This window comes from Nonomuraea typhae (assembly GCF_009760925.1).
In the GTDB taxonomy this organism is placed as follows: domain Bacteria; phylum Actinomycetota; class Actinomycetes; order Streptosporangiales; family Streptosporangiaceae; genus Nonomuraea; species Nonomuraea typhae.
Genome location: NZ_VRLV01000001.1, coordinates 362,060 through 378,346, shown reverse-complemented (window position 1 = coordinate 378,346; position 16,287 = coordinate 362,060). Strand labels below are relative to the sequence as shown.

Below are 16,287 nucleotides of genomic sequence, written 5' to 3'. Positions count from 1 at the left end.
AGACCCCGGAGGAGGCCGGAAGTCATCGGTGGCGGTCGAAATATTGCGCTTGGTAGAGCGAGGGCGGGAACAGGCCGGGCCGGTTGGCGCCCTCGATGAAGCCCGCGGGCTGGGCGAACGGGCCGTCGCCGGTGATCGTCCCCTTGCAGCCGATGGCGTGGTTCTGCGCGGTCGGCGGCTTCTGGACGATCAGCCTGCTGGTGGACACGTCGCAGTTCCAGGCCACGGAGTGGGCGGCCGACCAGCCGTGGGAGGTGCCGTAGCGGCCGCGGTTGTACAGGCCGAGCGTGTAGTCGTAGTGCGGGTCGACGTCGCGATGGCCGTCGAAGAGCAGGCCCTGCGTCCAGCGGCGGTGGCCCTCGCTGGAGTTGAGCGCGTGCTCGGCGAGGCCGCGCAGGAACACCACTCCGGACACGGTGCTGTGGCCGTTGGAGACGAAGGCGTGGCGGGCCTTCGAGGCGTGGCAGTCCTTGAACAGGACCTGCTGGGAGTAGGTGTAGGTGTTGAAGTTGTAGCGCCTGCTGCCGGTGATCTGGCTGACCGGGTCCAGGGCCCGGCAGTTCTGGATCGTGGCCCGGGTGGTCTCCTGGGTGGCGAACCCGGCCTGGGTGAAGTGCAGCGCCGTGCAGTCGCGCACCCAGGCGTCCTCGCAGCGCAGCAGGTAGATCGCGTTGTAGGCGTGGTTCTCGTCCTGGTCGGGGTCGCCGGTGTACTCGATGTCGACGCGCAGCCGTTCCACGCCGGCCTCGGTGACCAGCCCGGCCCGGTCCCAGGTGTAGAGGAAGGACGGGCCGTGGGCGCGGTCGAGGTGGTTGAAGACCGGCACGTCGACGGTCACTGTGGTGCCGGTGACGTCGCGGACGTAGCGGTTGTAGGGGATCGGGTGCTCGCCGGGCTTCCACGGCGGGCCGACGTCGTGGCCGCCGTGGTCGATGGCCTTCAGCCACTCCTCGGTGCAGGGGTGGGTGATGACGATGTTGTCGCCCGGCCGCAGCGCGCCCGGATCGGCGACCTGGAACTCCCGGGCGCCCACCTGGACGACGTCGGTGGTGATCTCGGTGCGGGTGCCGGGCACCTCGCCCCTCCAGCCGCCCCCGGCGGCGCCGCCGACCACGATGACGTTGCGGTTGGCAGGCGTGTTGCCGGTGGCCTTGATGATCGTGTTCGCGGCCGGGTCGTCGCCGTCGCCCGTGCCGCGCAGGACCAGGCCGTCGGCCCGCACATACACCGTGCCCGCCACCGGATAGAGGCCCGGCAGCAGGAGCAGGGCGCCGCGCCGCTCGCGCGGCAGCGCCGCCACCTCGTCGAGCGCCGCCTGGATGTGGGCGGTGTTGTCGCCCTCCACCGGCCGGATGACCTTGACCGTGCGCACGTGCGGCAGGGGCCGCTCGCCGTTGCGGTACCCGGCGTGGCTGAAGTCGGGGATGCGGTTGCCCTCGGCGTCGGCGGTGTAGGCCAGGCGGCCCCGCCGGTCGTAGCGCACGAGGCTGGACTGCCACAGCGTGCTCGCCTGCGCCGGGCGGGCGCCCGCGGCGGCGACGGCCAGGGCGCCGCCGGCCGCGAGCAGCCCGCGTCGGGTGAGTTCCATGCTCCGCTCCTAGCTGATGACGATCTTGTCGAGTTCGGGGGTGCGCGCGGTGAGGTTGAAGAAGCGGATCTGGTTGACGCCCGCGATGAGCGGCACCGGGACGGTCACCGTGGTGATCCTGTCCGGCGTGCCGGTCATGGGCACCTCGATCGAGTCGGCGCCGTTGACGCTGATCCGGTACGCCTGGGTGCCGTTGACCACGGCGTGGATCGTCAGCTGCCTGGTCGCGGCGGTCTCCGACAGGATGCCCTTGACCACGGTGTAGTCGTAGGTGTTGCCGCCGATGAGGATGGTCTTGAGCCCGCCGGAGCAGATTCGGCAGTAGACCGGCTCGGCGGCGCCCTCGAAGATCGTGCCCTTGCGCTCGGCCTCGTAGGCGCCGGCCGCGGTGTCCGGCGGCGGGAGCCGTACCGGCGGATTGACCGGGCCGAGCGTCCACGCCTTGAGGTCGCGCACGAGCATGTGGGTCTCCTGCAGCCCGGCGCTTCTGATGCTGCGGTAGATGCCCCACTTGGGACGGTTGTACTGCTCCTCGGTCCAGTAGAGGTCGATGTCGTCGATCCGCTGGTCCACCAGCGTGCGGTGCCCGTCCTTGAGCACCCAGCGCATGTAACCCCGGTCGCTGGACTTGATCTCGACCGTGGTGGTGACCCACCTGTCCTGGATCTTCTCCAGGTCGTAGGAGGCGAAGCCGTGCGTGGCGTTGTCGGGCAGCGTCCAGTAGCGGGCCTCGATCTTCTGCACGCCGTCCTTGATCGGCAGGGAGAGCTGGGCGACCGGGGTGCCGATGTCGGAGGTCTTCAGCTGCCAGATGTGGCTGAAACTGCTCGTGGCGTCCAGCGTGCCGGGGATGTACATCTGCCAGCTGATCCGCCAGGTCTCGTCCTTGCGCATCTCCAGCGCGCGGCCGCGGCCGTCGCGCATGCCGCGCACCTCGTTGCGCTGGCGGTCGCTGCCGTCGCGGTCGATCGTGTGCATGTCGAAGCGCCAGCCGTTGCCCTCGGTGGAGACGTGCGGCGCGGCCTCGGCGTGCGAGCCGCGCCGGTCGTCCTCCGGCGCCTCGAAGGCGTTGAGGCCGTCCCGCCAGGGGCTGGGGTTCCAGCGCAGTTCCCAGCGCTCGCCCGCCGCCTGCGCGGCCGACGGGGTGAAGGCGGCCAGCAGAACCAGCGCCGCCGCGATCCGCTTCATCATCGAACCTCTCCCACGGCGTAGACGTTGCCGGTCTGCACGGTCTGGTCCTGGGTGCCGGTGTTGGTCTCGGCGATCATCCGGACCGGGTCCCTGCCGCCCTCGATGACGTTGCCCTTCTGGAGCTTGGTGTCGGTCCAGACGTACGGGCCCTGGCGCCAGTGGCGGCCGCGGTCGAGGGTGAAGGTGGTGATGCCCGGCTCGCTGCCCCTGGTGGTGTACACCCGGAGCGTGTGCGGGCCGATCTTCTCGCTGTCGAGCAGGCCGTACTCCTGCGTGAGCCGGGTGAACTCCCACCGGCCGCCGGTCCAGCGGCCCGCGGTGAGCCAGGGACGCTGCCCGCCGGTCTGGTTGTCGTAGAAGACGATCACCGGCGTGCCGTCGGCCATGACCTGCACGGAGTGGGTGAACCCGGTGCCGTGCAGCAGCTCGCGGTTGCTGCGCCAGACGATCGCCCTGGTCAGCATCTCGCCCTGGTCGAGCCGGTCGCCGAGGTCCTCGCCCGCGGCGGTGGAGAAGCGCCGGGTCGCCGGGTCGAAGACGGCGTAGAACACGTCGTGGATCTGGGTGCCGTGACCGTGCACGTCCGGCCTGCCTCCGCCGGCCATGGTCCAGAGCATGTGGAAGCGGCCGCCGTGCTCGGTCATCTCGGCGACGTAGACCTCGTCCATGTTGTCCTCGCGCTCGGAGCCGAGGATGTAGGGGTGGCCGGTCAGCTCGCCGGAGCTCTTCCAGGTCGTGCCGTCGTCCGTGGACACGAGGTACTGCAGGGGGCGGTCGTCGACGAACTGCGTGCTGTCGTCCTCCTTGAGCGTGTCGCGGAAGAAGACGTAGACGTCGCCGTTGCGGGCCTTCAGCGCCATCGGGTACGAGGCGTGATAGGGCGCCACGTCGCCGAGGCTCCGGTCGCTCCAGGTGCCGTCGAGCGCGCGGGTGGCCAGGCGCAGGGGCGAGTTGTGCGCGCCGTGGAAGACCAGCAGGCGGCCATCGTCGGCCTGGACCATGACCGGGTAGTTGTGCTTGTCCTTGAAGGAGGAGCCGATCTTGACGGGCGTGCTCCAGCGTCCGCTTCCGTGGTCGTAGTCCTGGACGTAGGCGTCGGAGTCCTTGCCCATCCAGGAGACGTGGGTGCGCCGCGCCTTCGGGTCGTACAGGCCCGCGCCCATAGGGCGGCGATCGCTGTGGACGCGGGCGTGGGTGGCGGTGGTCTGCGCGACGAGGGCGCCGCCGGGTAAGCGCTGGGGGTCGGCCTGCGTGGGCGGGGTGAAGACGCCGAGGGCCAGGGTGGCCGCCGCTACGACGGCGCCGATCCGGGTGGGGTGCACGGGGTCCTCCTTCCGGTCAGGACGGCCGGCGCCGGGCCAGCCGTAAGGTGAAGCCGCCGTTGGCGGCCACGGGGACGTCGAGCTTGGCGCCCGCGACGACCTGGGTCTCCTCGACGGCCAGGCCGTCGTCGGGGGCGTCGTGGTAGATCTCGGCCGCCCACTCCCCCGCGCCGAGGAAGCCGAGCGGGACCGTGACGACGCGCGGGCCGCCGGCCGTGCCGCAGGCGACGTACCACTCCTCGCCGGAGCGGCGGGCCAGCACCAGGTGGTCGGCCGGGTCGCCGGCCAGCAGGCGGGTCTCGTCCCAGGCCACGGGGACCCGGCGGAGCAGGCGCCGGGCCACGGGCCGCGCGCCGTACGCCTGGATGCTGTCGGCGAAGTGCTGCACGCCCGACTCGAAGAGCACCGCGAGGGCGAGTTCGAAGCCGGCCGAGATCGTGCGGACGGCGGTGAAGGTGACGGGGGTGAAGTCCATCGGGCCCTGCACGTTGCGGGTGCAGGCCAGCGTCAGGTAGTGCGCGGGCGGGTAGAGCGGCTCCTTGCCGGGTCTCGGCTTGATCCACTCCGCGCCCTTGACCGCCTCCGCGGTCATGAAGTGCGGCCAGGTGCGCTCGGTGCCGCGCGGGATCGTGCCGCCGTGGAAGACGACCATGAGCTCGAGGCGGGCGGTGGCCTCGAGGATGGCGTCGAACCAGCGCATGCGGTCCTGGCCGTCGGACTCGGTGAAGTCGATCTTGACGCCGACGGCGCCCCATTCCTTCCAGAGCGCGAGCTTCTCGCGGTGCTCCAGCGGGGTGTCCACGTGCTGCCAGTGCGACCAGAGCCAGACGCCCACGCCGCGCTCGCGGGCGTAGGCGATGAGCTCGGGCATCCACTCCTTGTTCCAGCCCGCGTCGGCGAGGATGTACGGCCAGCCCATGGTCGCGGCGAAGTCGGCCCAGACTTTCTGGGCCTCCAGGTCACGGGTGGAGGGGCCGTCCGACCACCACGACCAGGCGGCGGCCCCCGGCTTGATCCAGGAGGTGTCGGGCACCCGGGACGGCTCGGCCAGGCTGGTGACCAGGTCGCCGGCGAGGATGCTCGCGAGGTCCCCCGCGATGATCGTGCGCCATGGGGTGACCAGGGGGCTCTCGGCGGTGACGTAGGGGTCGGGCAGGTCGAGGCGGAAGGCGCGGCCGTCGTGGCGCAGGCGGCTGCCGGCGTACCCGCTGCCGAGGTTGGACTCGGTGACGAGCATCCAGGTCTCGCCGATCTGGAAGAGCGACGGGTAGCCGTAGAGGATGCGGCCGGCCTCGGCGACGGTGGTGTGGTGGTGGATCTCCTCGTAGTCGCAGCGGCCGTTCTCGTAGGGCAGGAGGATGGCGCGGGCCTCCCCCGGCACCACATACTCCGAAATTTCCTCGCATATCGTGACGGGGCCCCGCCAGCCGACCCGATACCGGTACGCCACGCCGCCCGAGCCGATCCGCACCTGGAGCTCGAGGCCCTGGGCGAAGGACAGGGTCCATTCCGTGGCGGTGTAGCGGTGGTGGCGGCTCTTGCCGGTGACCGTCTCGTACTCCTCCTCGACGGCCCGTTCGGCGATTCCGGCGAACTCCAGCCCGCGGGTCAGGTCGGCGTGGGCGGCTCTGAGCCCGAGGCGCGACGGGCTCACGATCACCCGGCCGGCCCGCCGTACCTCCCATGAAAGCTCGCCGTCCGGCGAGAGCTCGATCACGGCTTCCAGATCGTCGGCAGCACACGTCCATTTGGGCATGAAAGCCTCCATGGCTAGCTCACAGTGCGCCTGAGCCTAGGTTGCAAGCGATTGCAATTCAATTCTTGACGAAGTTAATTACCAGGTCTACGGTACGGCCATGCCCCTGAGTCATCGGACCTTTGAGGCGAGACTGGCCGAGTTCCGTGAGCAACGCTTCGGACTGTTCATCCACTGGGGTCTGTATGCGCTGGCGGCCCGCCACGAATGGGTGAAGCAGCGCGAACGCCTCACGGACGCCGCCTACCAGCCCTACTTCGACCACTTCGACCCGGACCTGTTCGACCCCGAGGCGTGGGCGGAGACGGCCGCGGCGGCGGGCATGCGCTACATGGTCCTGACCACGAAGCACCACGACGGCTTCTGCTTATGGGACTCGGCGCTGACCGGCTACTCGGTGGCGCACACGCCGTACAAGAAGGATCTCGTCGGCTCGATCGTCGACGCCTTCCGCGCCCGCGGCCTGGGGGTGGGCTTCTACCACTCGCTCATCGACTGGCACCACCCCGACTTCCCCGTCGACGGGCTGCACCCCCGGTTCGGCACGGAGGAGGCCGAGGAGGCCCCCGCCCGCGATATCGCGAAATATCGCTCATATCTGCATGGTCAGGTCGAGGAGCTGCTGACCCGCTACGGCCGGATCGACACGATGTGGTTTGACTTCTCCTACTCCACCCGGCGGCGCGGCGGCCGGCTCACCCCGGGCGGCAAGGGCGCCGCCGACTGGGACTCCCCCGCCCTTCTGGACCTCGTGCGCCGGCTCCAGCCCGGCATCCTGGTCAACAACCGGCTGGAGATCCCCGGCGACTTCGTCACCCCCGAGCAGTTCCAGCCGCCGCAGCCGCCCGGCGAGGTGTGGGAGGCGTGCCAGACCCTCAACGGCAGCTGGGGCTACGACCGCGACAACCACGACTTCAAGCCCGTGGACCTGCTCGTGCGCATGCTCGTCGACACGGTCGCCAAGGACGGCAACCTGCTGCTCAACGTCGGCCCGAACGGGCGCGGCGCGTTCGAACCCCGGGCGCTGGAGACGCTGCGGGGCATCGGGGAGTGGATGCGGCTGCACGGCCGCTCCATCCACGGGGCGGGGCCGAGCACCTTCACGGCGCCGCCCGACTGCCGTTACACGCAGAAGGGCGACCGGCTCTACCTGCACCTGTTCGCCTGGCCGTACCGGCACGTGCACCTGCCCGGGCTGGCGGGCAGGGCCCGCTACGCGCAGCTGCTCGACGACGCCTCCGAGATCCGCTTCGTCACCACCGACCCGGCGGTGGACAGCGGCAACACCAGGCTCGCGCCGCTCCCGCCCGGCACCCTCACCCTCCAGCTACCGGTGCGGCGGCCCGACGTGGCGGTGCCGGTCATCGAGATCTTCCTCTGAAAGGTCACCCCCATGGACACGAACCTCAGTCGCCGCCGGATGCTGGCCCTGGCCGTGGCCGCCGCGAGCATGCCCGTCGTCGCCGCCTGCGGGGGCGACACCCGCCAGCAGAAGCAGGCCGCCGCGCCGGTGAAGACCGGCATCCAGACCATCGACCCGAACCGCCCCGGCAACGACACCTGGCCCTTCGCCGAGGCCGAGGCCCTCAACAACTCGCTGACCTGGCCGAAGACGAACGTCGCCGACCCGGCCGCGAAGGTCGTGATCACCATCGCCAGCACCTCGGACGTCATCGCCGAGGTGCGCAACATGCAGTTCGACCACTTCTTCAAGAAGCGTCACCCGAACATCGAGATCAAGCGCGAGACCTCGACCTTCGACGGCTTCCTCACCAAGTACATGGCCCAGGCCGCGGGCGGCAAGCTGCCCGACATCATGTACAACCACTACTCCTGGACGCAGAACTTCATCAGCAACGACATCGTCGCCCCGCTCGACGACTACATCGCCAGGTCACCCGGCTTCGCCCGCGACGACCTGCCCAAGGCGGGCCTGGCCTACTTCGAGCGCGGCGGCAAGCTGTACGGCCTGCCCACCGACATGGCACCCAAGCTGCTGTTCTACAACAAGGACCTCTTCGACAAGGCCGGGCTGGACTACCCGGACGAGACGTGGACCATCGAGAAGATGATCGAGACCGCCAAGAAGCTCAAGAGCGGCTCCGGCGCCTCCAAGATCTACGGCTTCTCGCCGACCCCGCAGCCGGCCCCCGACCTCTCGACGGTCTTCCTCATGCCGTACGGCGGGCGGTTCCTGTCGGCCGACGAGACGCAGGTCCAGATCAACTCCCCCGAAGCGGTCAAGACCATGAGCATGTGGCTCGACCTGCTGCTGAAGGACGGCGTCACCCCCAGCCTGGCCGAGCTGCAGCTCCTGGAGAAGGTGGACCCCTGGAAGTCCGGGCACGCCGCCCTGCACATCAACGGCGCCTGGATCATGACCGAGCTGGCCAAGCAGAAGGCGTTCAAGTGGGGCGCCACGCACGTGCCCAAGGGGCCGAACGGCCGCCACACCCCCGCCGTCGGCAGCGCGCTGGTCATCACCCAGGGCTCCCAGCAGAAGGAGGCGGCCTGGCTCTACATCTACGAGTACCTGTCCAGCTCCGGTTACCGATTCCGGCGGATCAGCGCGCCCGCCCGCCAGTCCGCGTGGATCCCCAACGCCGAGGCGCTCGGCATCCCCAAGGACGTGGCCGAACTGGTCAAGGAGATCCTGGCCGACTACGCCACCAGCGACGGCGTGATGCGGCTGCCCGCGACCAAGAAGGCCGTGGACACCGCCAAGCCCATCTGGGAACGCGCGATGCTCGGCAAGATCGACGCGAAGGCGGCCCTCGACGAGATCGCCGCGAAGGTCGGCCCGCTGCTCGCCGAGAACAAGATCGCGTGATGGCCACGCTCGCCCAGCGCGAGGCGCGGCGCTTCCACCTGTTCGTCTCCCCCTGGCTGCTCGGGTTCATCCTGTTCACCGGCGGCCCGATCCTCGCGGCCATCGTGATCAGCTTCATGAGCTGGAACCTGCTCAGGGCGCCGGAGTGGGTGGGCCTGGCCAACTACCAGCGCATGTTCGCCGACCCGGAGTTCTGGGAGTCGATCGAGAACACTGTGCAGTACGGCGTCGGGTACGTCGTGCTCGGCGTCACGTTCACGTTCGTGATGGCGCTGCTGCTCAACCAGCCGCTGCGCTTCCAGGGCCTGTTCCGGACCGTCATGTACATGCCGTCGGTGGTCTCCGGGCTGGCCACGGCGCTGCTGTGGCTGAACATCCTGCACCCCGACTACGGCCTGATCAACAAGATCCTGGCCACGGTCGGCATCACCGGGCCCGGCTGGCTGGCCTCGCAGGAGTGGGCCATCCCGGCCCTGGTGCTCATGGCGGTGTGGGGGGCGGGCAACACCATCGTCATCTACCTGGCCGGGCTCCAGGGCATCCCGAAGTCGCTGTACGAGGCGGCCGAGATCGACGGGGCGGGCTGGTGGCGGCGCTTCTGGAGCGTCACCGTGCCGATGATGTCGCCGGTCATCTTCTTCAACGTGGTGACCGGCTTCATCGGCGCCCTCCAGGGCTACGTGCTCATCCTGGCCATGACCGAGGGCGGGCCGGGCAACGCCACGATGGTGCTCGGCCTCTACATCTACCGCCACGCCTTCGTCTACTTCGACATGGGGTACGCCGCCGCCCTGTCGTGGGCCATGTTCGCCATCATCATCGCCGTGACCGGCATCCAGTTCGCCCTGGCCAGGCGCTGGGTGCACTACGAGTTCAAGTGAGGCCCCGCCCATGCTGCTGAAACGAGCGGAACCGAGGATCCTCACCCCGGCGCAGACCGAGCGCATCAGGCGCGCGCAGCGGGCGGGCGCCTACGTCATGCTCATCGCCAGCACCGTCGTGTTCGTGCTGCCGTTCCTGTGGATGATCACCACTTCGCTGAAGTCGGACGCGGAGAACCTCGCCTTCCCGCCCCAATGGCTGCCCGACTCCTTTCACTGGGAGAACTTCGTCCGCGGCTGGGCGGGCTCGCTGGACTACACCCGCTTCATGCTCAACACCGTGCTGATCACCGCGCTGTCGATGGTCGGCAACCTCATCTCCTGCGTCCTGCCCGCCTACGCCTTCGCGCGGATGCGGGCGCGGGCCTCCGCCCTGATGTTCGGGGCGCTGCTGGCCACCATGATGATCCCGCGCGAGATCACGCTGGTGCCCAAGTTCATCCTGTTCTCCAACATCGGCTGGGTGGACACGTACCTGCCGCTGATCGTGCCCGAGTTCTTCGGCGTGGCGCTCTACATCTTCCTGCTGCGCCAGTTCTTCACCACGATCCCCCAGGAGCTCATCGACGCCGCCCGCATCGACGGCGCCTCCGAGCTGCGCATCCTGTGGAAGATCATGCTGCCGCTGTCGAAGCCGGCGCTGGCGGCGATCTGCCTGTTCTCCTTCGTCGGCAACTGGAACCAGTACCTCGAGTCGGTCATCTACATCAGGACCACCGAGAAGTTCACCCTGCCCATGGGGCTCGGGCTGTTCACCGACCAGTTCGCCACGCAGTACAACCAGATGATGGCCGTGGCGCTGATCGCCATGATGCCCATCGTGGTCATCTTCTTCATCGCCCAGAAGACGTTCATCCGGGGCGTCACGCTGACCGGAATAGCGGGAAGGTAGCCCGTGGAGTATCGACGGTGCGGGCGCAGCGGGCTGCTGCTGCCCGCGATCTCCCTCGGCCTCTGGCACAACTTCGGCGAGGGCCGCACGCTGGAGTCCCAGCGCGCCATCGTGCGCCGGGCCCTGGACCTCGGCATCACCCACCTCGACATCGCCGACCGGTACGGCCCGCCGCTCGGCGCCGCCGAGCGCACGTTCGGCACGATCTTCCGGCGGGATCTGCGCGGCAGGCGCGACGAGATCGTCGTCACCACCAAGGGCGGCAACCCCATGTGGGAGGGCCCCTACGGCGCGGGCAACTCGCGCAAGCACCTGCTGGCCACGCTGGACCGGTCGCTGGAGCGCCTCGGGCTGGACCACGTCGACGTCTACTACCTGCATCGCGACGACCGGGAGACCCCGCTGGAGGAGCAGGCGGGCGCGCTGGACCACATGGTCCGCAGCGGCCGCGTGCTCTACGCGGGCGTGTCGAACTTCGCGCCCGATCGGACGGCGGCCATCGCCGGGCTGCTGCGGTCGCTGGGGACGCCCCTGCTGGTGCACCAGCCGGCGTACTCGCTGCTGCGGCGGGAGATCGAGGGCGAGCTGCTGGCGGTGCTGGAGCGGGAGGGCGTGGGGTGCGTGGTCTACTCGCCGCTGGCCCAGGGGCTGCTGACCGAGCGGTACCTGGAGGGCATTCCGGCGGACTCGCGGGCGGCGGAGGGGAGGTTCCTGACCGCTGACCGGGTGACGCCGGAAGTGCTGGCCTTCGTCCGAGCATTGTCTGAAATTTCGGCAGATAGAGGGCAGTCGGTGGCGCAGCTCGCGCTGGCCTGGGCCCTGCGCGACCCCCGGGTCACCTCCGTGCTCGTCGGCGCCTCCAGCCCCGAGCAGCTCGCCGCCAACGCCGCCGCGATCGGCCGCCTCGCCTTCACCGGCGAGGAACTGGCCGCCATCGACCGGGCCGCCAAGGAGAGCGGCGTCACCGGCTGACCCCACAGACGGCGTGCGCGTCCGGTGCCAGGGACGCGCACGCCCCCTTCTCCAGGAGGCCGATCGGCATGCGCAGAAGCACCCTCGCGGAGTACGGCGGCGGCGTCACGTTACCCGGCTACCGGGTGGAGTCCGGCGGCGTCTCCTCCCTCGCCCCGGGCGAGGTCAGCCACGCCCGGGGCCGCCACACCCATCCGGACCCGGAGATCTTCCTCATCCTGTCGGGCGCCGGCCGCATCCACCTCGACGGCCGGGCGGAGGACTTCGCCGCCGGCGACGTGCTCATCGTCGAGCCCGGCGAGGATCATCACCTGGAGGCGGTCACCGGGGTCGTCACCACGTGGCTCCACCTGGAACCCGTCCCGTGACCCCGCCCCGCCTGCCCGAGCTCGGCCTGGGCGGCGGCCCGCTCGGCAACTACCTGCGCGCCATCACCGACGACCAGGCCGGCGCCGTCGTCGAGGCGGCCTGGGCCGAGGGCATCCGCTACTTCGACACCGCCCCCTATTACGGTCTGGGCCTGGCCGAACGCCGCCTGGGCGCGGCCCTGCGCGGCCGTGCGCGCGCGGAGTACGTCCTGTCCACCAAGGCCGGCCGCCTGGTCCGCCCGGGACCCGGCCGCCCGGACGGCTTCGTCGTCCCCGACGACCGCCACGCCGAGTGGGACTTCTCCCGCGACGGCGTCCTGCGCAGCCTGGAGGAGTCCCTGACCCGCCTGGGCACCGATCACGTGGACATCCTGCTCATCCACGACCCGGACCGCCACTGGCCCCAGGCCCTCGACGAGGGCTTCGCCGCGCTCGCCGAGCTGCGCTCGCAGGGGGTGGTGAAGGCGATCGGCGTCGGCATGAACCAGTCGCCGATGCTCGTGGACTTCGTCCGGCGGGCCGACCCCGACGTGCTGCTGGCCGCCGGCCAGTGCACGCTCCTGCGCCGCCCGGCCTTCGCCGAACTGCTGCCGCTGTGCCTGGAGCGCGGCATCCCCGTGATCGCCGCCGGCCTGTTCCACCGCGGCCTGCTGGCCGATCCGCCGCCCGAGCCGCCGGCGGAGCTGCGCCCGATCCTGGCGGCCTGTGACGACTACGGGGTGCCGGTGGCCACCGCGGCCATGCGCTTCCCGCTGCGCCATCCGGCGGTCCGCTCGATCCTGATCGGCGCCCACACCGCCGGGCAGGTGCGGGCGAACGTGGCCGGCTTCCACCGGCCCGTGCCGGAGGGGTTGTGGCAGGCGCTGGGCGGCGCCGTACCGGAAGGCTAGGAAGCGCCGACGACGGCGGCCACGCCGGCCTCGAGCGGGTAGGGGCGCTCGGCGGGCAGCAGCGGCGAGACGTCACGCCCCGCGCGCAGCTCGGCGTGCACCCGGCCGGCCAGCGGGGTGACGTCGTGGATGGCGGTGATCCACTCGTCGGCGTAGCGGCGGACCGCCTCGCCCGACAGCCCGATCTGGATGGAGCGGTAGGGCAGCGGGTTGTGGTGCGCGTCGCGCTCGGGGTCCCACTGCACGCGGACGGGGCTGCGCCGTACCTCCTCGCCGCCCTCGTGGCTGAGCGTGGCGTGGGACAGCGCCCAGGCGAAGCCCGCGCGGGTGATCTCGATGGCCAGCACGCGCGCCTGGCCGGGCTTGGTGGCGTAGCCGCAGCGGTACATCATCCAGAGAAAGGAGGGTTTGATCCAGGTCATCCGCTCGCGCTTGAACGGCGGGACGAAACGCTGCGCGGCCAGCGCGGGTACGGCGATGGCCGGGTCGTACGCCTGGTAGACGGTGATGGTCTCCTCCGTGTAGACGGCACGGACCTGCCGATAGGGCATGTTCATCCCCACAGCGTGGCCAACCGGCCGCGACACGCGCAACGCGATTTGTCGAGACTCGTAGCCGCCGTTCGTGTAGAGGAAAAGGGTCCGCGTCCGCGAAGGAGTGCCCACGATGACGTTCACCGGCGAGGAGCTCGCCTACCTGCACGCCCATTCCCTGGCCAGGCTCGCCACCCTGGGCGAGGAGGAGCAGCCCGACGTGATGCCGGTCGCCTACGAGTTCGACGGGACGCACTTCTGGGTGGGCGGCGGCGACGGCGTGGTGAGCACGCGCAAGTTCCGCAACGTGGCCGCCGGACGGACCAAGGTGGCGCTGGTGGTGGACGACCTGCCGTCCCCGGACCCGTTCGTGGCGCGCGGGATCCGCGTGTACGGCGTGGCCGAGCAGCCCTTCCACCGCACCGGCATGGTCGGGCCCGGCACCTACCTGCGCATCACCCCCACGGTGTCGTGGAGCTGGAACCTGGCCGGCGAGCCGGTCGGCGAGACGTGGTACGACTCCCGCCGGGCCGTCCATCGGCCCTGAGCTGTCGGTGCCGGGGCCTAAGGTGGGCGGCATGACGCGGAGCTGGGATGACGCCGACGTCGGGCGCGTGGGCGAGCGCATCGCCGAGCTGGCCGCCGGGCTGCCGGGCGTGGTGGTCGAGGAGTCGTTCGGCCACCTCTCGATCCGGCTGGGCAGCAAGCGGCTGGCCTGGGTGCTGGTCGACCACCACGGCGACGGGCGGCTCGCGCTGTGCGTGAAGGCGCCGCCCGGCGAGCTGGAGTCGCTGCTCGAGGCCGACCCGGCCCGCTACTTCCGGCCGAAGTACGTGCGGCACTGGGTCGGGGTGGAGCTGTTCGAGGTGGCGCCCGACTGGGCGGAGATCGGGGCCCTGCTGGAGCAGGCCTGGCGCATGCTGGCCGGAAAGCGCGCGGTCCTGGCCTACGACGCGGCCAAGGAGCGGTAGCCCTCGCCGAACACCCACGGATCGGCCTCGCACTCGGCCAGGAAGTCGCCGGGGAAGCCCGGCTCGAACGCCGCCGCTCCCTCCAGCGCCCGCAGCGCCTCCTCCGTGAGCGTCACGTCCGCCGCGCCCAGGTTGTCGGCCAGCTGCGCGGCGTCCCGGGCGCCGACGATCGGATGCACGAACGGGTGCCGGGCCCGCGTCCAGGCGATCGCCACCTGCGCCGGGCTCGCGCCCGTCTCCGCGGCCACCTTGACCACGGCCTCGGCCACCGCGTGATCACGGGCGGTCAGCGTGCCCGGATCGACCCGGGTACCCTCCCCCGCCGCCCGCCCTCCCCCGCTGAACTTGCCCGACAGCACGCCGCCGGCCAGCGGCCCCCACGCGGCCACGCTCACCCCGAGCGCGCCCGCCATCGGCAGCAGTTCCCGCTCGACGTCCCGCTTCAGCAGGCTGTACGGCACCTGCAATCCGGCGAACGGCGTCCACCCGCGCCACTCCGCCAGCGTGTTGGCCCGGCTCACCACCCACGCGGGAGCATCTGAGATGCCCACGTACAACACCTTCCCGGCGCGCACCACGTCGTCCAGCGCCCGCATCGTCTCCTCCAGCGGGGTGCGCCGGTCCCACAGGTGCACCCAGTACAGGTCGAGGTAGTCGGTGCGCAGGCGGCGCAGGCTCCGCTCCAGCGAGTGCACGAGGTTCTTGCGATGGTTGCCCGCCGCGTTGACGTCACTCTGGTCGCGTGACAGGGAGTACTTCGTGGCCAGCACGAACCGGTCCCGCCGCCCGGCCAGCAGCTCGCCCAGCACGCTCTCGCTCTCCCCGTAGGCCGAGGCGGTGTCGATGACGTTGCCGCCCGCCCGCTCGTAGGCGTCGATCATGGCCCGGTGCTCCTCGGGCGCGCCGCCCGCGTAGAAGCCCATGGCCTTTCTCCGGGCCAGGCGTGAGGCGACGCCGCCCGCCGTCGCGGGGTTCCCGGAGTGGCCGCGCCGCCGTACCCCCGGGCTGCGCCGCGCGGAGCTGGCCGCCGCGGCGGGCGTCAGCGTGGACTATCTGACCCGCCTGGAGCAGGGCCGCGACCGGCGGCCGTCCACCGAGATCCGCACCGCGCTGGCCGACGCGCTCTCCCTCAGCGGGGACGAGCGCGTGCACCTGCACCGCCTGCTGAAGGCGTCCTCCGGCATCTGCGCGATGAGCGCACCGCTCTCGCGCGAGGTGCGTCCCACGGTCGCGCTGCTGCCCGCCCGGGTCGGCACCGAACGCTGGCGCGACCCGGACGGCGGGGAGCTGGTGCTCCCCTACGAGACGCTGGACCTGGCCGGGGCCGACGACCAGCGCCTGGTCGTCTACCTACCGGCCGACGTGCCCGCGTACCCGCTCAGATCCCGAACGGCGCCGCGTACCGGATGACGCCGGCCGGCGGCGCCTGCGCCGGGTCGAGGGAGAGCGCCATGAGCGCCTCGTCGGGCACCTCGAAGCTCACCCCGATCCCGTGGGCGGAGGCGCGGCCGAACCCGAACCTCGGGTAGTACCCGGGATGCCCGAGGACGACGACGAACCGCTCGCCCATGGCCGCGGCCTGCGCGAGCGCGGCCCGGATGGCCGCCCCTCCGGCGCCGGAGCGCTGGTGCCCGGGCAGCACGGCCACCGGCGCCAGGCACAGGGCCGGCGTCTGCCCGATGTGGCAGCGGGTCAGCAGGGCGTGCCCGACGGGCCGGTCGCCGTCGTCGACGGTGACGATGGACAGCTCCGGGATCCAGGAGGAGTCGGCCCGGAGCGCGTCGACGAGGTCGGCCTCGCCCGGGGTCTCGAACGCCGCCAGGACGATCTTCCGGATGGCGGGGACGTCGGCCGGGGTCTCGGCGCGCGTGATCCACTCAGTGTGTGGTGACATGATGTCCGTTTCGTGGTTGATGATCGCACCCGGCCGTGGCCGGGTGTGGATGGGCGAGGTCAGGCCGTCGCCCGGGGCGCGAGGATGGTCCGGACGCTGGGCACGGCCTTGAGCGCGGTCATCAACCTCACCTCCCGAAATCTCCACCTTGATCCGCACGAAACATCGACACCCTACCATCGTCCTCACTGGGTAGAGT

Annotated in this window: 17 protein-coding genes; 10 read left to right on the top strand and 7 right to left on the bottom strand. The window is 70.9% G+C overall.

The window, feature by feature from the left end; translation table 11 throughout:
• Positions 1 to 22 precede the first annotated feature (22 nt).
• The 4 genes from FVE25_RS01820 to FVE25_RS01805 are packed head-to-tail and all read right to left on the bottom strand — an operon-like array spanning position 23 to position 5,857.
• Complete coding sequence (locus FVE25_RS01820) at positions 23 to 1,588, bottom strand: right-handed parallel beta-helix repeat-containing protein (protein WP_157244608.1); 1,566 nt, start codon at positions 1,586 to 1,588, stop codon at positions 23 to 25.
• A 9-nt stretch (positions 1,589 to 1,597) separates the two neighbouring features.
• Complete coding sequence (locus tag FVE25_RS01815; protein ID WP_157244607.1) at positions 1,598 to 2,779, bottom strand: carbohydrate-binding protein; 1,182 nt, start codon at positions 2,777 to 2,779, stop codon at positions 1,598 to 1,600.
• Positions 2,776 to 4,101 (bottom strand): BNR-4 repeat-containing protein, encoded by a 1,326-nt coding sequence (locus FVE25_RS01810; RefSeq protein WP_157244606.1) that lies wholly within the window; start codon positions 4,099 to 4,101, stop codon positions 2,776 to 2,778. The genes FVE25_RS01815 and FVE25_RS01810 overlap by 4 nt, the downstream gene beginning before the upstream one ends.
• 16 nt (positions 4,102 to 4,117) lie before the next feature.
• A complete protein-coding gene (locus FVE25_RS01805) occupies positions 4,118 to 5,857 on the bottom strand; it encodes a glycoside hydrolase family 97 protein (RefSeq protein WP_181019419.1) in 1,740 nt (579 codons plus the stop codon).
• A 100-nt stretch (positions 5,858 to 5,957) separates the two neighbouring features.
• On the opposite strand from FVE25_RS01805, the gene FVE25_RS01800 reads away from it, so the two are divergent.
• The 7 genes from FVE25_RS01800 (at position 5,958) to FVE25_RS01770 (ending at position 12,690) form a co-directional block, all read left to right on the top strand.
• On the top strand, positions 5,958 to 7,238 hold the full coding sequence (locus FVE25_RS01800; protein ID WP_157244604.1) for an alpha-L-fucosidase: 1,281 nt from the start codon (positions 5,958 to 5,960) through the stop codon (positions 7,236 to 7,238).
• Positions 7,239 to 7,250: 12 nt separating this feature from the next.
• Entirely contained in the window at positions 7,251 to 8,687 is a 1,437-nt protein-coding gene (locus tag FVE25_RS01795; protein ID WP_157244603.1) for an ABC transporter substrate-binding protein, read from the top strand.
• Positions 8,687 to 9,568: a carbohydrate ABC transporter permease gene (locus FVE25_RS01790; RefSeq protein WP_157244602.1), complete on the top strand. Its 882-nt coding sequence runs from the start codon at positions 8,687 to 8,689 to the stop codon at positions 9,566 to 9,568. The genes FVE25_RS01795 and FVE25_RS01790 overlap by 1 nt, the downstream gene beginning before the upstream one ends.
• Positions 9,569 to 9,578: 10 nt before the next feature.
• Positions 9,579 to 10,460, top strand: a complete 882-nt coding sequence (locus FVE25_RS01785) for a carbohydrate ABC transporter permease (protein WP_157244601.1) — start codon at positions 9,579 to 9,581, stop codon at positions 10,458 to 10,460.
• Positions 10,461 to 10,463: 3 nt separating this feature from the next.
• Positions 10,464 to 11,432, top strand: coding sequence for an aldo/keto reductase (locus FVE25_RS01780; RefSeq protein WP_157244600.1), 969 nt, complete (start codon positions 10,464 to 10,466; stop codon positions 11,430 to 11,432).
• Between the two features lie 68 nt (positions 11,433 to 11,500).
• On the top strand, positions 11,501 to 11,800 hold the full coding sequence (locus tag FVE25_RS01775; protein ID WP_157244599.1) for a cupin domain-containing protein: 300 nt from the start codon (positions 11,501 to 11,503) through the stop codon (positions 11,798 to 11,800).
• Positions 11,797 to 12,690 carry an aldo/keto reductase gene (locus FVE25_RS01770; protein ID WP_157244598.1) on the top strand — a complete coding sequence of 298 codons (894 nt, stop codon included), beginning with the start codon at positions 11,797 to 11,799 and terminating at the stop codon, positions 12,688 to 12,690. The genes FVE25_RS01775 and FVE25_RS01770 overlap by 4 nt, the downstream gene beginning before the upstream one ends.
• Here the strand turns inward: FVE25_RS01770 and FVE25_RS01765 are convergent.
• Entirely contained in the window at positions 12,687 to 13,247 is a 561-nt protein-coding gene (locus tag FVE25_RS01765; RefSeq protein WP_157244597.1) for a DUF4291 domain-containing protein, read from the bottom strand. The two genes, FVE25_RS01770 and FVE25_RS01765, sit on opposite strands and share 4 nt — an antisense overlap.
• Positions 13,248 to 13,356: 109 nt before the next feature.
• Between FVE25_RS01765 and FVE25_RS01760 the strand changes: the two genes are divergently transcribed.
• Both FVE25_RS01760 and FVE25_RS01755 read left to right on the top strand, forming a co-directional pair.
• Entirely contained in the window at positions 13,357 to 13,770 is a 414-nt protein-coding gene (locus tag FVE25_RS01760) for a PPOX class F420-dependent oxidoreductase (protein ID WP_157244596.1), read from the top strand.
• 31 nt (positions 13,771 to 13,801) lie between these two features.
• Positions 13,802 to 14,194, top strand: a complete 393-nt coding sequence (locus tag FVE25_RS01755; protein ID WP_157244594.1) for an MmcQ/YjbR family DNA-binding protein — start codon at positions 13,802 to 13,804, stop codon at positions 14,192 to 14,194.
• Here FVE25_RS01755 and FVE25_RS01750 read toward each other — a convergent pair.
• On the bottom strand, positions 14,170 to 15,117 hold the full coding sequence (locus FVE25_RS01750) for an aldo/keto reductase (RefSeq protein WP_157244593.1): 948 nt from the start codon (positions 15,115 to 15,117) through the stop codon (positions 14,170 to 14,172). The two genes, FVE25_RS01755 and FVE25_RS01750, sit on opposite strands and share 25 nt — an antisense overlap.
• Here FVE25_RS01750 and FVE25_RS01745 point away from each other — a divergent pair.
• The gene (locus FVE25_RS01745; RefSeq protein WP_157244591.1) at positions 15,116 to 15,604 is read left to right on the top strand and encodes a helix-turn-helix domain-containing protein; all 489 of its coding nucleotides are present in this window, start codon (positions 15,116 to 15,118) and stop codon (positions 15,602 to 15,604) included. The two genes, FVE25_RS01750 and FVE25_RS01745, sit on opposite strands and share 2 nt — an antisense overlap.
• Here the strand turns inward: FVE25_RS01745 and FVE25_RS01740 are convergent.
• Positions 15,573 to 16,088: a GNAT family N-acetyltransferase gene (locus tag FVE25_RS01740; RefSeq protein WP_157244590.1), complete on the bottom strand. Its 516-nt coding sequence runs from the start codon at positions 16,086 to 16,088 to the stop codon at positions 15,573 to 15,575. The two genes, FVE25_RS01745 and FVE25_RS01740, sit on opposite strands and share 32 nt — an antisense overlap.
• Between the last annotated feature and the right edge of the window lie 199 nt (positions 16,089 to 16,287).

What these genes read in the sequence shown, in the direction of transcription:
- FVE25_RS01790 (WP_157244602.1), top strand. Translation starts at nt 8,687, where the DNA reads ATGGCCACGCTCGCCCAGCGCGAGGCGCGGCGCTTCCACCTGTTCGTC.
- FVE25_RS01785 (WP_157244601.1), top strand. Translation starts at nt 9,579, where the DNA reads ATGCTGCTGAAACGAGCGGAACCGAGGATCCTCACCCCGGCGCAGACC.
- FVE25_RS01815 (WP_157244607.1), bottom strand. Translation starts at nt 2,779, where the DNA reads ATGATGAAGCGGATCGCGGCGGCGCTGGTTCTGCTGGCCGCCTTCACC.
- FVE25_RS01800 (WP_157244604.1), top strand. Translation starts at nt 5,958, where the DNA reads ATGCCCCTGAGTCATCGGACCTTTGAGGCGAGACTGGCCGAGTTCCGT.
- FVE25_RS01805 (WP_181019419.1), bottom strand. Translation starts at nt 5,857, where the DNA reads ATGCCCAAATGGACGTGTGCTGCCGACGATCTGGAAGCCGTGATCGAG.
- FVE25_RS01745 (WP_157244591.1), top strand. Translation starts at nt 15,116, where the DNA reads ATGGCCTTTCTCCGGGCCAGGCGTGAGGCGACGCCGCCCGCCGTCGCG.
- FVE25_RS01765 (WP_157244597.1), bottom strand. Translation starts at nt 13,247, where the DNA reads ATGAACATGCCCTATCGGCAGGTCCGTGCCGTCTACACGGAGGAGACC.
- FVE25_RS01755 (WP_157244594.1), top strand. Translation starts at nt 13,802, where the DNA reads ATGACGCGGAGCTGGGATGACGCCGACGTCGGGCGCGTGGGCGAGCGC.
- FVE25_RS01820 (WP_157244608.1), bottom strand. Translation starts at nt 1,588, where the DNA reads ATGGAACTCACCCGACGCGGGCTGCTCGCGGCCGGCGGCGCCCTGGCC.
- FVE25_RS01760 (WP_157244596.1), top strand. Translation starts at nt 13,357, where the DNA reads ATGACGTTCACCGGCGAGGAGCTCGCCTACCTGCACGCCCATTCCCTG.
- FVE25_RS01750 (WP_157244593.1), bottom strand. Translation starts at nt 15,117, where the DNA reads ATGGGCTTCTACGCGGGCGGCGCGCCCGAGGAGCACCGGGCCATGATC.
- FVE25_RS01775 (WP_157244599.1), top strand. Translation starts at nt 11,501, where the DNA reads ATGCGCAGAAGCACCCTCGCGGAGTACGGCGGCGGCGTCACGTTACCC.
- FVE25_RS01795 (WP_157244603.1), top strand. Translation starts at nt 7,251, where the DNA reads ATGGACACGAACCTCAGTCGCCGCCGGATGCTGGCCCTGGCCGTGGCC.
- FVE25_RS01740 (WP_157244590.1), bottom strand. Translation starts at nt 16,088, where the DNA reads ATGTCACCACACACTGAGTGGATCACGCGCGCCGAGACCCCGGCCGAC.